The organism is Shimia abyssi (assembly GCF_003014475.1).
GTDB classification, from domain to species: domain Bacteria; phylum Pseudomonadota; class Alphaproteobacteria; order Rhodobacterales; family Rhodobacteraceae; genus Shimia; species Shimia abyssi.
This window is the reverse complement of sequence record NZ_PYGJ01000005.1, coordinates 67,214-83,491: the sequence shown is the minus strand read 5'-3', so window position 1 is coordinate 83,491 and position 16,278 is coordinate 67,214. Positions and strand designations below refer to the sequence as shown.

The 16,278-nt window shown below is 57.0% G+C and carries 20 protein-coding genes; 15 read left to right on the top strand and 5 right to left on the bottom strand.

Annotated features, from left to right (window positions below; genetic code table 11):
• Positions 1–51: 51 nt before the first annotated feature.
• The 3 genes from CLV88_RS10385 to CLV88_RS10375 are packed head-to-tail and all read left to right on the top strand — an operon-like array spanning position 52 to position 2,082.
• A complete protein-coding gene (locus tag CLV88_RS10385; protein WP_106608327.1) occupies positions 52–258 on the top strand; it encodes a DUF2061 domain-containing protein in 207 nt (68 codons plus the stop codon).
• Positions 251–1,162 carry a fatty acid desaturase gene (locus CLV88_RS10380; RefSeq protein ID WP_243403629.1) on the top strand — a complete coding sequence of 304 codons (912 nt, stop codon included), beginning with the start codon at positions 251–253 and terminating at the stop codon, positions 1,160–1,162. Before CLV88_RS10385 ends, CLV88_RS10380 begins: the two co-directional genes overlap by 8 nt.
• A gap of 20 nt (positions 1,163–1,182) precedes the next feature.
• On the top strand, positions 1,183–2,082 hold the full coding sequence (locus CLV88_RS10375; protein ID WP_106608326.1) for a DMT family transporter: 900 nt from the start codon (positions 1,183–1,185) through the stop codon (positions 2,080–2,082).
• Between the two features lie 143 nt (positions 2,083–2,225).
• On the opposite strand, the gene CLV88_RS10370 is transcribed toward CLV88_RS10375, so the two are convergent.
• A complete protein-coding gene (locus CLV88_RS10370) occupies positions 2,226–2,714 on the bottom strand; it encodes a MarR family winged helix-turn-helix transcriptional regulator (RefSeq protein WP_106608325.1) in 489 nt (162 codons plus the stop codon).
• A 101-nt stretch (positions 2,715–2,815) separates the two neighbouring features.
• On the opposite strand from CLV88_RS10370, the gene CLV88_RS10365 reads away from it, so the two are divergent.
• Both CLV88_RS10365 and CLV88_RS10360 read left to right on the top strand, forming a co-directional pair.
• On the top strand, positions 2,816–3,184 hold the full coding sequence (locus CLV88_RS10365; RefSeq protein WP_106608324.1) for an antibiotic biosynthesis monooxygenase family protein: 369 nt from the start codon (positions 2,816–2,818) through the stop codon (positions 3,182–3,184).
• A 37-nt stretch (positions 3,185–3,221) separates the two neighbouring features.
• A complete protein-coding gene (locus CLV88_RS10360; protein WP_106608323.1) occupies positions 3,222–3,665 on the top strand; it encodes a hypothetical protein in 444 nt (147 codons plus the stop codon).
• A gap of 103 nt (positions 3,666–3,768) precedes the next feature.
• Here the strand turns inward: CLV88_RS10360 and CLV88_RS10355 are convergent, their stop codons facing one another.
• Both CLV88_RS10355 and CLV88_RS10350 read right to left on the bottom strand, forming a co-directional pair.
• Complete coding sequence (locus tag CLV88_RS10355) at positions 3,769–4,473, bottom strand: NUDIX hydrolase (protein WP_106608322.1); 705 nt, start codon at positions 4,471–4,473, stop codon at positions 3,769–3,771.
• Between the two features lie 29 nt (positions 4,474–4,502).
• Positions 4,503–4,901, bottom strand: a complete 399-nt coding sequence (locus CLV88_RS10350; RefSeq protein WP_106608481.1) for a DUF983 domain-containing protein — start codon at positions 4,899–4,901, stop codon at positions 4,503–4,505.
• Positions 4,902–5,117: 216 nt separating this feature from the next.
• Between CLV88_RS10350 and CLV88_RS10345 the strand changes: the two genes are divergently transcribed.
• From CLV88_RS10345 to CLV88_RS10330, 4 genes are all read left to right on the top strand, one after another.
• Positions 5,118–5,615, top strand: a complete 498-nt coding sequence (locus CLV88_RS10345) for an EF-hand domain-containing protein (protein WP_106608321.1) — start codon at positions 5,118–5,120, stop codon at positions 5,613–5,615.
• Positions 5,616–5,713: 98 nt separating this feature from the next.
• On the top strand, positions 5,714–6,301 hold the full coding sequence (locus CLV88_RS10340) for an RNA polymerase sigma factor (RefSeq protein WP_106608320.1): 588 nt from the start codon (positions 5,714–5,716) through the stop codon (positions 6,299–6,301).
• A complete protein-coding gene (locus CLV88_RS10335; RefSeq protein ID WP_106608319.1) occupies positions 6,291–6,659 on the top strand; it encodes a hypothetical protein in 369 nt (122 codons plus the stop codon). The genes CLV88_RS10340 and CLV88_RS10335 overlap by 11 nt, the downstream gene beginning before the upstream one ends.
• Before the next feature lie 9 nt (positions 6,660–6,668).
• Positions 6,669–7,166 carry a periplasmic heavy metal sensor gene (locus tag CLV88_RS10330; protein ID WP_106608318.1) on the top strand — a complete coding sequence of 166 codons (498 nt, stop codon included), beginning with the start codon at positions 6,669–6,671 and terminating at the stop codon, positions 7,164–7,166.
• Between the two features lie 97 nt (positions 7,167–7,263).
• On the opposite strand, the gene CLV88_RS10325 is transcribed toward CLV88_RS10330, so the two are convergent.
• Positions 7,264–8,664, bottom strand: a complete 1,401-nt coding sequence (locus tag CLV88_RS10325; RefSeq protein WP_165798856.1) for a diguanylate cyclase — start codon at positions 8,662–8,664, stop codon at positions 7,264–7,266.
• A gap of 80 nt (positions 8,665–8,744) precedes the next feature.
• Between CLV88_RS10325 and CLV88_RS10320 the strand changes: the two genes are divergently transcribed.
• The 6 genes from CLV88_RS10320 to CLV88_RS10295 all read left to right on the top strand — a co-directional run bounded on the left by CLV88_RS10320 (position 8,745) and on the right by CLV88_RS10295 (position 15,188).
• Positions 8,745–9,029 (top strand): DUF3572 domain-containing protein, encoded by a 285-nt coding sequence (locus CLV88_RS10320; protein WP_106608316.1) that lies wholly within the window; start codon positions 8,745–8,747, stop codon positions 9,027–9,029.
• Positions 9,030–9,127: 98 nt separating this feature from the next.
• Entirely contained in the window at positions 9,128–9,817 is a 690-nt protein-coding gene (locus CLV88_RS10315) for an HAD family hydrolase (protein WP_106608315.1), read from the top strand.
• A gap of 282 nt (positions 9,818–10,099) precedes the next feature.
• Positions 10,100–11,662 carry a trimethylamine methyltransferase family protein gene (locus CLV88_RS10310; protein WP_106608314.1) on the top strand — a complete coding sequence of 521 codons (1,563 nt, stop codon included), beginning with the start codon at positions 10,100–10,102 and terminating at the stop codon, positions 11,660–11,662.
• A 123-nt stretch (positions 11,663–11,785) separates the two neighbouring features.
• Positions 11,786–13,528, top strand: coding sequence for a DUF4153 domain-containing protein (locus tag CLV88_RS10305; RefSeq protein ID WP_106608313.1), 1,743 nt, complete (start codon positions 11,786–11,788; stop codon positions 13,526–13,528).
• 63 nt (positions 13,529–13,591) lie between these two features.
• Positions 13,592–14,179, top strand: a complete 588-nt coding sequence (locus CLV88_RS10300; protein WP_106608480.1) for a heme NO-binding domain-containing protein — start codon at positions 13,592–13,594, stop codon at positions 14,177–14,179.
• Entirely contained in the window at positions 14,154–15,188 is a 1,035-nt protein-coding gene (locus CLV88_RS10295; RefSeq protein WP_341477157.1) for a GGDEF domain-containing protein, read from the top strand. Before CLV88_RS10300 ends, CLV88_RS10295 begins: the two co-directional genes overlap by 26 nt.
• Before the next feature lie 28 nt (positions 15,189–15,216).
• On the opposite strand, the gene CLV88_RS10290 is transcribed toward CLV88_RS10295, so the two are convergent.
• Positions 15,217–16,134: a LysR family transcriptional regulator gene (locus CLV88_RS10290; protein ID WP_106608479.1), complete on the bottom strand. Its 918-nt coding sequence runs from the start codon at positions 16,132–16,134 to the stop codon at positions 15,217–15,219.
• Positions 16,135–16,278 lie beyond the last annotated feature (144 nt).

Genomic DNA, 16,278 nt, shown 5'->3' with positions numbered 1-16,278 from the left:
ATGCCGATCCGAGGTAACAAAAATGTGAGCAATACATTTTGAGGAAGCAGAATGGAAACCCGAAAGAGGTCAATTCTCAAGGCAGTGATCTGGAACCTGATAGGTTTGGCGATGATGGCGCTGGTTGGGCTGATTGCCACCGGGTCGGTTGCTGTTGGCGGGACGATGGCGCTGATCAATTCGGCAATCGGGCTGACATTCTATGTGGTGTATGAACGTATCTGGGCAAAGATCGGCTGGGGGCGGACCCATGCGTGAGGCCGCAATGCGCCGTTCCCCGTTGGTCGAGTGGCCGACACTTGCGCTGATTGGGCTGTGTTATGCTGCGTTTATCTGCGGGACAGTGTGGCTGGCAGCGTGGTGGCTGCCAGTGGGGATAGCGGTGACGGCGCTGGCGCTGGCGTTGCATTCGTCGCTGAGCCACGAAGTGTTGCATGGGCATCCGTTTCGCAATCGACTGGTGAACGAAGCGCTGGTTTCCCCTGCAATCGGACTGTTCATTCCGTATATCCGGTTTCGCGACACGCATTTGGCGCATCATTTGGATTCAAACTTGACCGATCCCTATGACGATCCGGAGAGCAATTATCAGGACCCGGCGATCTGGGGTGGTCTGCCGGTTTGGCGGCGTAAGGTATTGACGTTCAACAATACTTTGGCAGGGCGGTTGCTGATTGGGCCTTTGGTGGCGCAAGAAGCGTTCATGCGCTGTGACTGGACGTCGATAAGAAACGGAGACCAGGCGGTACTAAAGGGGTGGCTGTGGCATATCCCGGCATTGGCGATCGGGGTCTGGTGGGTTTTGACCGTCGCGGCGATGCCGGTTTGGGCCTATTTACTGTCGGCCTATGGCGCGTTGTCGGTGTTGAAAATCCGCACCTTTCTGGAGCATCAGGCGCATGAGCGCGCGCGGGGTCGAACGGTGATCATCGAGGACCGCGGGCCGCTGAGCTGGATTTTTCTAAACAACAACCTGCATGTGGTGCATCACATGCACGCGCGGGTGCCGTGGTATCAGCTGCCACGTCTGTTTCGGGACAATCGGGAACGCTATCTGACCCGCAATGACGGGTATTACTACCGGTCTTATGGCGAAGTTTTTCGCCGCTATCTGTGGCAGCGCAAAGACCCGGTGCCGCATCCGCTCTGGTCAAAAGACTGAGGGGCGGGCACTAAGGCGGCATGGAACTCTGGATTGCCGCCTCACTTGCCGCCGCGCTGTTTCAGACGGTGCGGTTCATGTTGCAGAAACATTTGGCCAAGGTGTCGTTGTCGGCAGCGGGCGCAACGTTTGCGCGTTTTGTTTATTCGGCGCCGGTGGCGGTGCTGGTTTTGTTGATTGTTTTGTGGGGTGCGCGGCCCGAGGTCAGCGTGTCTGGCGCGGCGTTCTGGACATATGGCGTAGTGGGCGGCGCAGCACAGATCACGGCGACAGTGTGCACCGTGATGTTGTTTGGCCGGCGCAATCTGGCCGTGGGCATGACGCTGATTAAAAGCGAAGTTTTGCTGACAGTTCTGATCGGTTTGGTTGTACTGGGCGAGCGTATTTCCGGCGTTGGACTGGCGGCGATTGTTGTTGGCGTGGCGGGGGTATTGATCTTGTCAGGGCCGGTTGAGGGCGGCGTGGGCCTGCGCCGGTTCTGGACACCGTCGGCGGCGTTGGGAATTGCGGCGGGCGCATTGTTTGGCGTTTCTGCAGTATGTTATCGCGGCGCGACGCTGGAGGTGGCGTCAGATGCACCGCTGCTGCGCGCGCTGGTGACGCTGGCGGCGGTGACGTCGATGCAGATGGTGGGTCTGTGGGTTTGGTTGCGGGTGCGCGAACCGGGGGAAGTGGCACGGGTTCTTGGGGCTTGGCGCACGGCCGGGTTTGTCGGGCTGACCAGCATGGCGGGGTCGTTCAGCTGGTTCGTGGCGTTCACGTTGCAAAACGCGGCCTATGTAAAGGCGGTGGGGCAGATCGAGCTGGTGTTTGGGATTATCGCCACAGTGTTGTTTTTCAGGGAAAAGATCAGCGGGCGGGAGTTTGCTGGGATCGGGCTTTTGGCGATCTCGATCCTTGGGCTAATTGTTTGGTCCTGAGCGTGTTGCAGGACGTTAATGGCATTCTCTGGAAACCATTGTGGAATAGCTTGATAACGGTTGTCGCGAGCATCGTGGAACTTTTTCGAATTTGCGGAGAGTAACGGGAGAAAGCCTAAATGATTGTTGCTGCAAAGCGTATGTCAGCTTTGGGTTGGGCTCATACCTTGCCGCTCTGAGGTTTGTTCGAGACGTGCCTTGAGATGTGCGATGACCTGTTGTGCTGTTGCGATACTTTCTGGTGGCAGGCCGCTTGAAAGCTCATTCACCCACGGGATTTGCTTCGCAATCGCGGCTTCGTATAACTCATGCCCTTTTTTTGTCAGAGAGATTAAATGTGCGCGCTTGTGGTGTGGATTTGGCAGAAATTCCACCATGCCTTCTTTATTCAACTCATTGACGATCCGTTGAACGCCCTGTCGGTGAACCCCCATCGTGCGCGCGTGCCACGCAACTGATTCCGGCCGATCCGCGTAAGCGATGGCACCGAGGATCTGCCATCGGGCACTTGTCAGTTCCAAGTCGGATACGAGCCGATCACCAGCGAGTTGCAAACGACCATTCAGCCGGAACACATCCATTATCAGCGCAGTGACCGCTTCGCCTTCTTTCGTTCTTTGTTCATCTGGCATATTCGCACCTCATTTTATTTGACAATATGTTGTCATTATGGTTTGAAATCACAATATGACAACATGACACCATTTTAGAATGATATTCAAGGAGCACCAAAATGGTTAAATTCAAACCCCTCGACCCCGAGTTTCCCATTGACCGGCAGCTTGGCATCGACGCCGGACCAGTCGTTCTTGTTAATCTCTTTACAGTCGATCCCGTTGACCAAGACGCCTTGGTCGCAGCATGGAAGAGTGATGCTCAATGGATGAAGGCGCAACCGGGTTACATTAGTACGCAACTGCATAAAGCTATTGGCGATGGCGGCATGTACCTGAACTATGCTGTTTGGGACTCTGTTGCCGACTTCCGTGCTGCATTTTCTAACCCGGAATTCCAAGCGCACCTCGATCACTATCCATCAAGCGCCGTAACGGCTCCGCACTTGTTTGAGAAAGTTGCCGTTCAGAATTGCTGCACGGTCTGACATAGGCATTCGCACCGGCCCGATTGAGGAAAAGGTAATGAAAACAACAATTCACGCTACCGCAGGCTGCATCGGTTTTCTGTTGATCCTCATGTTTTGGACATCAACGGTTATGAGCGAACTCTTTATGAGTGACGAAACAGTAGCGGCAATCAAAGCGCTGATCCTGAAAGGAATGTTCATTCTGGTACCAGCAATGGCCCTTGCCGGCGGGTCAGGCATGGCAATGAGCCGCAAACGCAAAGATGCGCTGACGCGTGCAAAGAAGGCCCGAATGCCTTTCATTGCTCTGAACGGATTGCTGACCCTGATTCCGGCTGCTTGGTTTCTCGCAGGTAAGGCGGCCGCGGGCGAATTTGATGGCACATTTTATGCGGTCCAGGTTGTTGAGCTCATCGCTGGTGCCGCCAATCTCACTATGATGGGTTTGAACATTCTCGATGGATTGCGAATGACCGGAAAAATTAGAAGGCCGCGGTGAAACCGCGGTTTTGGTTCTTCGGATGGTCTTTTGTGAGTGGCCGCCGCATTGCGGGCTATTCGAGCGATGTTTTTGTGGAGACAGGGGTTTGTTGAACCTGTCTTTATTCGTCCGCCGCTGTCGGCGGCCGGCCCTTGAGGTGGAGAAACAGGCTTTCTTCGTCGCCGTTCTTGAAGAAAGGAACTGAGGCTGGAGGGGCGGTGTCGTGCAGACGGCCTTCGACTTCGGCGAGGACCACTTCGGTGATAAAGGGCAGGTCGAATTCGCGCGCCTTTTTCAACGGGATCCATTGCAGATGAGAAAGTTCGTCACAGGCGGCGGAAAAATCGTCGAGGTCTGTGGCGATTTGGGCAGCGTCCAGCAGGAAAAAGCGTGCATCAAATCGGCGGGGGCGGCCCGGAGGGGTGATGGCGCGGAACACAAATTGCAACGCCTGAGCAGAAGGCACATGTCCGGTGGCGGCGTAGGATTGCCAATCGGGCGGTGGTGATGACTGCCAAGTACCGGGTGCCCCGAGGATCAGGCCGGTTTCTTCCCACAGCTCGCGGATACAGGCCACGCCAATTGCGTGTACCAAGGATGGGTCCGCGTCCTCGGTAAGGCGGTCGCGGCAGAGCGCGGGCATTTGGCTGGTCAATGGGATATCGCCATCGGCCGCATCAACCGCGCCGCCTGGAAACACAAACTTGTTGGGCATGAACGCGGCTTTGGCACCGCGTTGGCCCATGAGGATATGGGGATCTGTTGCGCGATCACGCAGAACAATGACGGTAGCCGCATTGCGAATGGCGGTCTTGTCGATGGTCATGATCCCCTCCTGATGGCGAAATGCGCGGCTCAGGAACTGGGGTCGTCGTCAAACCCGTGCATGCGCCGTGCGTATTGGAACGCCACGACGACGCCCTTGAGCCTTGGCAGAAGGTAGAGCGACAAGCCGACACAGCCAACCGCAAAAATCGTGAAAAAGGTCAGCGGGTCCGGGCGGTAATGAGAATAGGCAAAATGCATGCCGAACCCGAGGATGTGACCGACAATCAGGATTGTCAGATAGGCAGGCCCGTCATCCGCCCGGTGATGCGAAAGATCCTGTTTGCACACGGTGCAGGTGTCGCGCACTTTGAGATAGCTCTTGAGCAACGGGCCGCTGCCGCAATTGGGGCATTTGCGGCACCAACCCTTGTACAGAGTGGGCCAAAGGGGGCGATCCTCCGCGATGGGAGCGTCTGTGATGGACATCGTGATTCCTTGCTGGTGTGAGGTCAAGATGTGCTCAATCGGGCGTGTTTGAAAGAGGGCAAAACGGCTTGCGTCGCGATGTCGCAAACCGGGCGGTGTGAGAAAGTGAAAGTTTTTGCGACGGAAACGTCGGGCCGCCGCGTTCTAGTTTCAACAAATCGGGCAGGAGCCGGGTTTGAAACCAGAGCAGGACACTGCGAAACAGGAGAATGAGTTATGAAACGCACGACATTTATCACCGGTATCGTTGTAGCAGCCCTGAGCGTGACGGCGGTGGCCGCGTCGGCAAAGGGGCAGGGCGGCAAGCATCGCGGGATGCAGATCAACTTTGAAGAGCTGGATACAAATGGCGACGGGTTTGTGACGCAGGCCGAGATGGACGCCCACGCGGCGGCGCGGTTTGCCAAGATGGATACCAATGGCGACGGCGCGCTGAGCGCGGATGAGCTGGAAGCAGCGGTTGCCGAGCGTGCGCAGGAGCGGGCCAAGAAGGGCGCCGCGCGCATGATTGAACACCGCGATGCCAATGGCGACGGCGTATTGAGCCAGGACGAGATGAAGCCCAAGGCGGAACGCAGTGCCAAGATGTTTGACCGTCTGGACAGCGACGGGGACGGCCAGATCTCGAAAGAAGAGTTCGAAGCTGCTCGCGAGAAGATGCGTCACGGTCATAAGGGCAAGAAGCGTGATGGCGATCGTGGTGGCGACAACTAAGGATCAGACCTGATCGAGCAGGTGGGCGGGCAGAAAATGCCCGCCCGTGATTGCCTGTGATTGCAAGTTTGACGGCAAGAGGCTAGCCATCGGGACCTATGAATATGCCCTATGACACGCAGGCGGATATACCGGACGACGCGCTATTGGTTCTTTATGCCAATGGCGATCAGTCGGCCGCGCGGTCGTTGACGCTGCGGCTGACACCTCGGGTTTTTTCCCATGCGTTTCGCATGTTGGGTGACAGGGCCGAAGCCGAAGATGTGGCACAGGAGGCGTTGATCCGCCTTTGGAAGATCGCGCCAGAGTGGCGGCAGGGCGAGGCCAAGGTGACAACCTGGCTCTATCGTGTGGTGGCAAACCTGTGCACCGACCGGCTGCGTAAAGGGCGCGGGGTTGGGCTGGATACTATTGCCGAACCTGAGGATGACGCCAAGGGGCCGGCACAGGTGATGCAGGATCGCGCGCGGTTGGATGCGCTGCAGGCGGCCTTGAACACATTGCCTGAGCGGCAGCGACAAGCGGTGGTCTTGCGTCACATAGAAGGCTTGGGCAATCCTGAGATTGCCGGGATACTGGAGATCAGCGTCGAGGCGGTAGAAAGCCTGACGGCGCGGGGAAAACGGATGTTGGCCAAGGCATTGGCCGGGCAGAAAGAAGCACTGGGGTATTCGGATGACGGATAAAGATCGTGACGACATGATGCTGGATGCTTTGTTTGCCGAGGCTCGAGCGGATACGGCGGCAGAGCCTTCGCCTGACTTTCTGGCGAAAGTGTTAGGCGACGCGGAGGCGTTTCAGCCCACTGCGCCGGAGGTGGCGCCACTGCCGGAACGTAGTGGGTTCTGGCGGAGCGTTTTGGCTGTGCTGGGCGGTTGGCCCTCGGTGAGTGGGCTGGCGATGGCGGCCACGGCTGGGGTTTGGATCGGTGTGGTCGGATCGACCAGCCTGATTGAAGACGGGATTGGTGCCAGTTTGCTGAGCGCGGGGCAGGACAGTTTCCTGTCGGATCTGGATACGAGCTATGCCTTTGTGGTGGAATAGGAGCGCGCCATGAGCGAGCAAGGAACTCAAAAACCTAAGATGCGGCTGGGCTTGCGGCTGTTGCTGATCGGGTCACTGGCGATCAACCTTGTGGTGGTCGGAATCGTGGGCGGTGCGGTGATTGGGCATCTTAAGGATGACGGCAAGAAGCGCCCACACGACCGATTTGGCTCTCCCTATGTTCGGGCACTGAGCTTTGAGGATAAGCGCAAGGTGGGGCGGTCAATCCGTGAGGCGTATCGTTCAGCTGAGATTGACAGGGCCGCCGAGGGGCGCAGCTATGCGCGGGTGGTAGATTTGCTGCGTTCATCACCGCTGGATCAGGACGCTTTGCAGAATGAGGTCAAACGACAAGAAGCGCATGGGCATGAGCGCCGTGACGTTGCACAACGGATTTGGATTGAGCGCGTCGTGAATATGACGGACACCGAGCGGCTGGAATATGCGGATCGTTTGGAAGACACGCTGAAACGTGGCGGACGTAAGGATAAGGAAAAACGGGATTAGGGGGAGTTGTATGGTGTTTAGTCAAGGCTAGGATCAGCGATGATCCGGTTCGCGTTCGACCCTGTCCCTGGGGCGGGCGCGATTTTTTGCGTTGGGCTCAGGCCGCAGGCGCGCTGAGTGTAACCTGATCGCGGCCATGAGATTTGGCACCATAAAGCGCTTTGTCGGCGCGGTCGATCAGGTCCGTTGCATTGATGTCGTTGGTGTTTGTGCAGTCCGGTACGTTCACGTCTCCCATGGCAACGCCGATGCTGACCGTGAGGGGAATCTGAATGTCGCGTTTTTGCAGGTACACAGGTTCGGCGCGCACGGCTTCGCAGAGGCGGCGAGCGACGTCACAGGCTTGGGCGCGATTTGCGCGGCGCAGCACGATCAGAAATTCCTCTCCGCCCAAACGGGCCAGCAGGTCAGCCTCTCCCACGGTTTGGCGCATTCGGCGGGCAATCTCGGCAAGAACCACGTCGCCTGCGGCATGCCCATAGCGGTCGTTTACACCTTTGAAATGGTCCAGATCGGCCACCATGACCGCAAAACTGGTTCCTTGAAGGCCCGATTGCCGCGCGATTCGCGCCAGTTGGGGTAGAGCATATCGACGGTTGTGCAGGCCGGTCAAAGGATCGGTCACAGCCGCATTCAACCCGTCATGCACATTCTGGCGCAACCGATCAATCAGGTGTTTGCGGCGGATCAGCGCATCGAGACGCAGTGTGACTTCCTCCGCGTCAAAACCGTACGGCAGCACATCATCTGCGCCCAAATCTAGCGCGTCGACGCGGGCCGTGTCATTGTTTGGGCCCATAACGATGAGCACAGCCGATTTGCGGGTGGCAGAACGGGCGCGTATTTCGGCGAGAAACCGCAGAGCTTCTTCCGGCGCGTTTTCATCTAGCGCGATTACAAAGGCGTCGGGCGCAGTGGTTTGCGACAGATTACGTAGGGCGTCATTCAGCGGGTGGTGGCGGTAAGCGTAAGGCGCCAGCGGCTTTAGCAGGCTGCGCCAGCGCAGACCAAGTTCGGGCGCATGGGTGGCGAGCAGGACGGCGGCGGGCGTGTCAAAGGGAGACGGGGACTCGGCAAATCCGAGGGCCTGAGCCGAGGAATCCTTGAGCCGCAGCTCTTCGATGGTATCACGAGCGCGTAGTAAGCTGCGGATGCGCGCCTTGAGGAAGGTGTCATTATGCGGCTTGGCCAAAACGTCGTCAGCCCCAGCTTCAAGTGCTAGGCGGCGGATACCGCAAGTTGCGTTTTCGGACACAAGGATAATGGGAATGAAACGGGTTTTTGCGTGGAGTTTCAGGCGACGGCATAACGAGAGCGCGGCCATGTCTGGCAGGGAGTCGCCCAAAATCACAAGGTCCGGTGGAGATTGTTGGATGAGCGACAGAGCGTCATTGGCGTTGGCCGCTTGTTCGACACGATAAAATGCAGAGGCGAGCTTGACCTTGAGCACGATGCGGTTCGTGGCAATGCTGTCTATGATTAAAATTCTTCCGGGCATTGTGGACCTGAGAAGTTGCCAAAAGGTTGACTCAATTTGTATGTGCATTGGTTAAGAAAACATTTCGAAAGCACTAAATAATGTCGATATCAGAGGAAGCGGCTGAGGTTCTGGCCCTTAAGGCGTTGAGTTGGTTGGTAACAAACGACGAATTGTTGCCAGTTTTTTTGGGCGCGACAGGCGCATCGGTTAACGATTTGCAGGCCAGCGCGGGTGAAAAAGAGTTCCTTGGGTCGGTTCTGGAGTTCCTGACAATGGATGATGCGTGGGTGATGGCCTTTTGTGATGCGCATCGGGTGGCCTATGAAGACCCGATGATGGCGGGTGCCGTTTTGATGGGCACGGCGCGTACGCATTGGACGTGATGGATGCCGTCGCGTAGATCAGCGCTTGTGCTGGTCTGGGCGGTCGGGCAGTCTGCGAACACAACCTTTGGTTTAAATTAGGGCACTCAGGGGCAGATATGCGCGCGGATGGAATATTGTTCGATAAGGACGGCACGCTTTTTGATTTTGGCGGAACGTGGAATGTGTGGTCGCGTGAGGTGATCAGGGCTTATGCAAAGGGCGACGCGGCAATTGAACGGCGGCTTGCTGATGCATTGGTGTATGATCTTGAGGCTGAGCAGTTTCACCCTGAGAGCTTTGTGATTGCAGGGACGAATCGGGAAGCGGCAGAGGCAGTTGCGGCTGAATTGCCTGGGTCAGACGTCGACGTGATCGAGGAGCAGATGGCCGTCAGCGCATCTGAAGCGCCCTTGGCACCTGCAGTGGATCTGGCGCCTTACCTGAAAGGGTTGGCTGACAAAGGATTGCGGTTGGGCGTGATGACGAATGACTCGGAATATTCTGCCAAAGCGCAGTTGAAGGGCGTGGGAGTCGACGGGCATTTCGATTTTATTGCCGGATTTGACAGCGGGTTCGGGGCTAAGCCTGACCCGTCGCCATTATTGGCGTTTGCCGATCACATGAAACTGGACCCTGCACGGGTGGTGATGGTTGGTGACAGCACCCATGACCTGATTGCGGGGCGTCGTGCTGGAATGCAGACTGTTGCGGTGCTGACTGGTATGGCCGGTACGGAAGAGTTGGCCCCTTTTGCGGATGCAGTGTTTCCTGATATCGGGCACATCACAGGATGGGTTGACGGCTGACGCGCAGCTTGTTTGCGCCTGGTAACGACTGGCGCGGGCTTGGCTGAATTGGCCCGCGGATCTTGCATTTTGTCAAGGCAGAGCATGAAACCGCTGTTCCTGAGGGGCAGCGGTGCATAGCGTTTTGGGCGGTGTGGCAGCGCCTGAAGAACAGAAAGGATTACAAAAACCGCACTTTTGAGCAGCCGGGCGTGAAAAACGACAAGACTTGTCGCAAAGGCGCAATCGACTGGCGCGAGCTTGGGTTTTCTTGTGAACCAAGGTTTAACGGGAGACGGATTCATGGCGGAAGAGATTGTGAAGCGGCGGCGCGGCGGTGGTCGTGCAGGCAATGCGGCGCGGCGTGGCCAGTCAGGGGCCATTGAACAGATGCCATGGCGGTTGCCAGTGAATACGGATCGCCCTACCGAACCGTTGAATGCGGATGGCGTGCAGCGCATCCATGAAGGATCGATGCGCATTCTCGAAGAGATCGGTATTGAATTTTATAACGCCGAAGCGCGCGAGATCCTGAAACAAGCCGGGTGTATTGTAGATGGTGACAATATCCGGTTCGGTCGCGATTTTATCATGGAGATGATTTCGAAGGCACCGTCGAGCTGGACGCTGACTCCACGTAATGCGGCCCGACAGATCACGCTGGGCGACAATCATATCCTGTTCGGCAATGTCAGCTCTCCGCCAAACTATTGGGACATGGCGCTGGGGCGTAAGGTGACAGGCACGCGGGAGATGTGTGCGAACCTGCTGAAGCTGAGTCAGTATTTCAACTGTATCCACTTTGTTGGCGGCTATCCGGTTGAGCCACAGGATATTCACGCAAGCATCCGCCATTTAGATGTGCTTTATGACAAACTGACGCTGACGGACAAGGTGGCGCATACCTATAGTCTGGGGGCCGAGCGGGTAGAGGACGCCATGGAAATGGTGCGCCTGTCGGGCGGCTGGTCCGAGGAGGAGTTCGAGGCGTCGCCCAAGCTCTATACCAACATCAACTCGACCTCTCCGCTTAAGCATGATGAGCCGATGATGGACGGCTGGATGCGGATGGCACGGCGCAATCAGGGGCTGGTGGTGACGCCGTTCACGCTGGCCGGGGCAATGGCGCCGGTGACCATGTCAGGTGCGGTGGCACAGTCGTTGGCAGAGGGGCTGTGCGCGGTGGCGCTGGCGCAATATATCCGTCCGGGCGCGTCCTGTGCGATTGGCACCTTCACCAGCAATGTGGATATGAAATCCGGCGCACCTGCGTTCGGTACACCGGAATACATGCGGGCCACGCAGATGACCGGGCAGATGGCGCGGTTCTATGGTCTGCCAATGCGGGCCAGCGGCGTGTGTGCGGCCAATGTGCCGGATGGTCAGGCGATGTGGGAGACCTCGAATTCGCTATGGTCGGCGGTGCAGTCCGGCGCGAACATGGTCTATCACGCGGCCGGGTGGCTGGAAGGGGGGCTGATTGCCTCGCCAGAGAAGTTTGTTATGGATTGTGAAGTGATCCAGATGATCCAACGCTATATGGAGCCTGAAATTTGCGCGACAGGCGAGGACGAGATTGCAATCGACGCGATCAAGGATGTGGGCAGTGAAGGGCATTTCTTTGGTATCCAGCACACGCAGGATCGCTACGCCACTGCGTTCTATCAGCCGATCGCTTCGGATTGGCGCAATTATGAAGCCTGGGAAGCGGCGGGCAGCGTTTGGACGCCTGAGCGCGCGCACCAGATTTACCGCGATATTCTTGCGGATTTTGAGGCCCCTGCAATGGACGACGCGGCGCGCGGTGCGCTGATGGAGTTTGTTGCGCGACGCAAGGAAGAAGGCGGCGCGCCCACAGATTTCTAAGGCTACGTGGGTATTGGTTTTCAGGGCGCGGCACAGCGATGTGTCGCGCCCTTTGCGCTAGGGCGTTGTTATTCCTTGTAAACTGCGGGTAAGCTGAACGCGAGTGATAGGCAGGAGGGCGCGATGTTATCCAGAGACGAACAAAGACTGGTAAGCCGCGCCGAAATGGCGCTGATTGGGGCGCTGGCCGGGGCGGCCATGTGGGTGCTGATCGAGTATGCGCGTGATGTGCTGGTCTCTGCGCATTTGTTTGTGACTGTGGCCAGTGGCGTCGCCGGTTTTTTCGCTGTGCTGCTGGCGTTGAGCTGTCCTGCGACGGTGCGTCGCGCTGCTCTTGGGGCGGTGATTTTGACAGTTCCAGCTGCGGTTTTACTGGGCTTGAGCAGTTTGCGGTATGACACGCTGGGTGAGTTTGCTGAGGCGGCACATCTGGTGTTTGCCTGGGGCGCGATGCTGTTTATCGGGACGCCGTTTTTGGCGGTCTGGCTGGAAGACCGGCGCGGGGTGCACAACTACGAGATGCTGTTTGACGCCGCCTGGAGCATAGTTGTGCGCTACAGCGCGGCGTGGCTGTTTGTCGGCGTGGTTTGGGCGGTTGTGTTCCTTTCGGACGCACTGTTGCAGATTGTCGGAGCCACGGTGATTGACGATGTGCTGGACATTCCGGTTGTTCCACATGTGTTGAGCGGCGTTGCACTGGGGCTTGGGCTGGCTGTGGTACACGAGATGCGTGACTACGTGTCACCATATCTGTTGTTACGCCTTTTGCGACTTTTGGTGCCGGTCATGCTGTTGGTGGTGGGCGTGTTTGTTAGTGCTGCGGCGCTGCGTGGTACGGGCGCGATGTTTGACGAGCTGAGCGTGGCAGCGACGTTGTTAGCGGTGGCGCTGGGGGTGATATCGCTGGTCAGCGTTGCGCTGGACAAATGTGATGAAGACGCGGTGACGATAAGTTGGATGCGTTGGGCAACTGGCGCGCTGGCGCTGTTGTTGCCGGCGCTCGCTGGGCTGGCGGGCTATGCGGTTTGGTTGCGCGTGGCGCAATACGGCTGGACGCCGCCCCGTTTGATGGCAAGCACGATCACCGGAGTTGTCGGGGTTTATGCGGTGACATATGCGGTTTCGGTGCTGTTGCGCGGGCGCTGGATGGAGCATATCCGACAGGCCAACATTGTGATTGCGGGCGGCATCCTGCTGCTGAGCGCGGTATGGATGACACCGGTTCTGAATGTTGAAGCGATTTCTGCCAGGAGCCAGATGGCGCGTATTGTGAATGGCAATGTTGCACCTGAGGACGCAGCGCTTTGGGAGTTTGCCAATCGTTGGGGCAGGCCGGGCAAGGCGGTGCTGGCTGATTTGGAGGCGCGCGACGATACCAGTGCAGAATTGGTGGCGGCAATTGAAAAGGCGCGTAGTCAGGCGAACAGTGTTTATCAGGCACCCGTTACGGAAACTCAATCGGAGCTAAGCGCAGAGCTGCGCGCGATGATCCGGGTGTTGCCGGATGAAGCCGCGCTGAGTGTGGCGATGCTATCAGGGCTACCCGACTATCGGGTGCTTGAATGGTACGGTCTGTGTGGGCGCAGCCGAGAGCCGGGCTGTGTGCTGGTGCTGGACGATTTTGATGTGTCGCGCGCCGGTCTTGAGGGCGTGATGTTCCTGCCCGGAGAAGGGCAGGGATATGATGTGATGAGTATGTGGGTCGAATCTGGAATGCTAAGCGCCGGGCTGTACGTGCAAGAATTGGGGCAAAGTGGCGTCACGCGGGGCGATGTTGAGCGTGTATTGCGTGGCGATTTCAGGGTTGCCCCGAGTAGTCGCAAAGCGCTTTGGATCGGTGATTTGGAGTTATTTCCGGAGAATTGAACCTATTGGGACTTTCTTAAACCCCTTGTGGTCATACTTGGCTGAAACGTAAGGGGAATGGCCATGCATGGGCTGATCAATAGAGCGATTCAGTGTTTTGTGCAGGACAGCTATGGCAATTGCCGGTGGATTGAAATCACCCGGTTGGCCGGACTGGACACGGTCGAGTTTGAAGCGATGCTGCATTACGAGGATCATGTTACGGATCAGCTGATCGCGGCGGCATGTCAGCAAATTGGTGCGCCAAAGGAGACAATACTGGAAGATATCGGCACCTATCTGTTGTCACATCCGAATGTCGAGGCCCTGCGGCGGTTACTACGGTTTGGCGGCGTGAATTTTGTCGAATTCCTGCATTCTCTGGATGATTTGCCCGACCGTGCGCGGCTGGCAGTGGATGATCTGCGGCTGCCAATTCTGGAACTGCGGGAACACGCCGTAAATCGCTTTAGTTTGACCTGTACGCATAGCAAGCAGGGGTTTGGTCACGTCATGATTGGCGTTTTGCGGACATTGGCTGATGACTATGGTGCATTAGTATTTTTGGAGCATCAGGGCGGTTCAGGTGGTACGGAAACCATTGATATTACGCTGATCGAAACGGCCTTTGCTCAGGGGCGCAGTTTTGATCTTGGCGCAAGGGCTGTGTAGCGCCATGGTGTGTTTGGGATACCTGACAAAGATGCTGGACGTGTTTTGTCCAATGCATATGGTGCTGGATGCGACCGGACACATCAGCCATGCAGGGCCAACCGCGCAAAAGCTCCTTCCTGACGATACGCTTGTGAATAAGCGGTTTTTGGAGGTTTTTGAGCTGTGTCGGCCAAGATCGGTGTCGTCCATGGAACAGCTTTTGGGTGTCGCCGGACTAAAGTTGCATCTGCGCAAACGGGATGCAGCGCAAACGACGACTAAAGGGGTCTTGGTGCCGCTGCCCGACAATGGCGGTGCGATTATCAACCTGAGTTTCGGGATTTCGATCATCGATGCAGTGCGGGACTTTGCGCTCACATCTGCTGACTTTGCGGCCACGGATCTGACTATAGAAATGCTTTATCTGGTGGAGGCAAAGTCAGCCGCGATGGAGGCGTCGCGCAAGCTTAACCAGCGGTTGCAAGGCGCTATGATTGCGGCCGAAGAGCAGGCATTTACCGATACATTGACGGGGCTGAAAAACCGCCGCGCGCTGGAAACAATCGTGCCGCGATTGTTGGAAGATCGCAGCCCATTTGGGATGATGCAGATTGATCTGGATTTCTTTAAGGCGGTGAACGACACGTTGGGTCATGCGGCGGGCGACCACGTTCTGCAAAGGGTTGCCAAGGTTCTGGTTGAGAACAGTCGGGACGACGATTGCGTAGCCCGAGTTGGTGGCGACGAGTTTGTAATGGTGTTCAAGGGCATCACGGATGCGGATGTGTTGGGACGCATTGCAGCGCGGATCATTGCCGAGGTTGAGCACCCTATGCCCTTTAAGGAACATGTCTGCAAAGTGTCGGCCAGCGTTGGCATTTCGGTGTTCGCCGGGCAGGTGGGCACCACAATTGATACGATCATGTCTGACGTGGACATCGCGCTCTATGCATCCAAGCATCAGGGGCGTGCGACTTATACGTTGTTCTCGGAAAACCTGCGTCAGGATGGACCGTTGTCGCAATGAAAACCGTCGTGGCAGCGTGGATGAGATATCACTGTGCCTTGGAAATGGTGTCGAGTTTCTTGCGCGCCTCGACTGTCATGAAATCCACAAATTGGCGAATTTTGGGATCTTGGAATTTGCGATGAGGATAAAGACAGCCAAAGCTTGCAGGCAGTGGAGGGGTGTCTGGCAGGATCTCGACCAGGTCACGTGTGGCCAAATGGCGGGCAATATCAAACCGCGGCTTGTTGGCGATGCCTGCACCATCCAACGCCCATTCCGTAAGAACGTCGCCATCGTCGGCGTCAAACCGGCCTGACGCTTCGATCTTGCGAGTGCCATTAGGGGTTTGCAACGTCCAGAAATATTCGGGTGAGCGTGGGAACCGCAGCAGAAGACAGTTGTGATCGCGTAATAGATCGTCAGGTGTTTCTGGTGTGCCCGCGCGCGCAAGGTAGTCGGGAGACGCGACAAGCACGCGGTCGCAATCGGCGATTTTGCGAAGCTTGAGATTCGAATCCTTAAGCTCGCCTAACACGAATGCTACATCGAGACCGTCCTCGAAAAGGTCCACTTTGCGATCGGACAGGCGCATTCGGATGTCGACAAGCGGATACTGGTTCGTAAACAGAGGAATCAGGGGGGCAATGATGCGCCGTCCGATCCCAAGCGGCGCAGTCACGCGGATTGTGCCGCGAGGGGTGTCGGAAAACCCGGCGACCACGGCCTCGGCCTCGTCCAATGCGTCGATTACTTTGCGAGCATGATCATAAAAGACCTTGCCGACCTCGGTCGGAGAGAGGTTCCGCGTGGTGCGGTTGAAGAGGCGTACACCGAGGCGCTGCTCTAATTCCTTGACCCGATTGGAGGCCACCGCTGGCGTCAGGCGCATGTCGCGCCCGCCGGAGGTGATCGATCCAAGCTCGACCACGCGCACGAAGACTTTGAGACTTTCGAGATAGGGCATGGTGTCTCCGAGGTTTGCCGTTTCCTTCAACATAGAGGCAATTGAATGTGCGATTATCAATGATTTGTTGAAATAGATTAGCAAAAACTCTCGTTTCATTGAAGGCTAATCGTCCGATAGAGTGAGATCAGCACAGGATTCCGC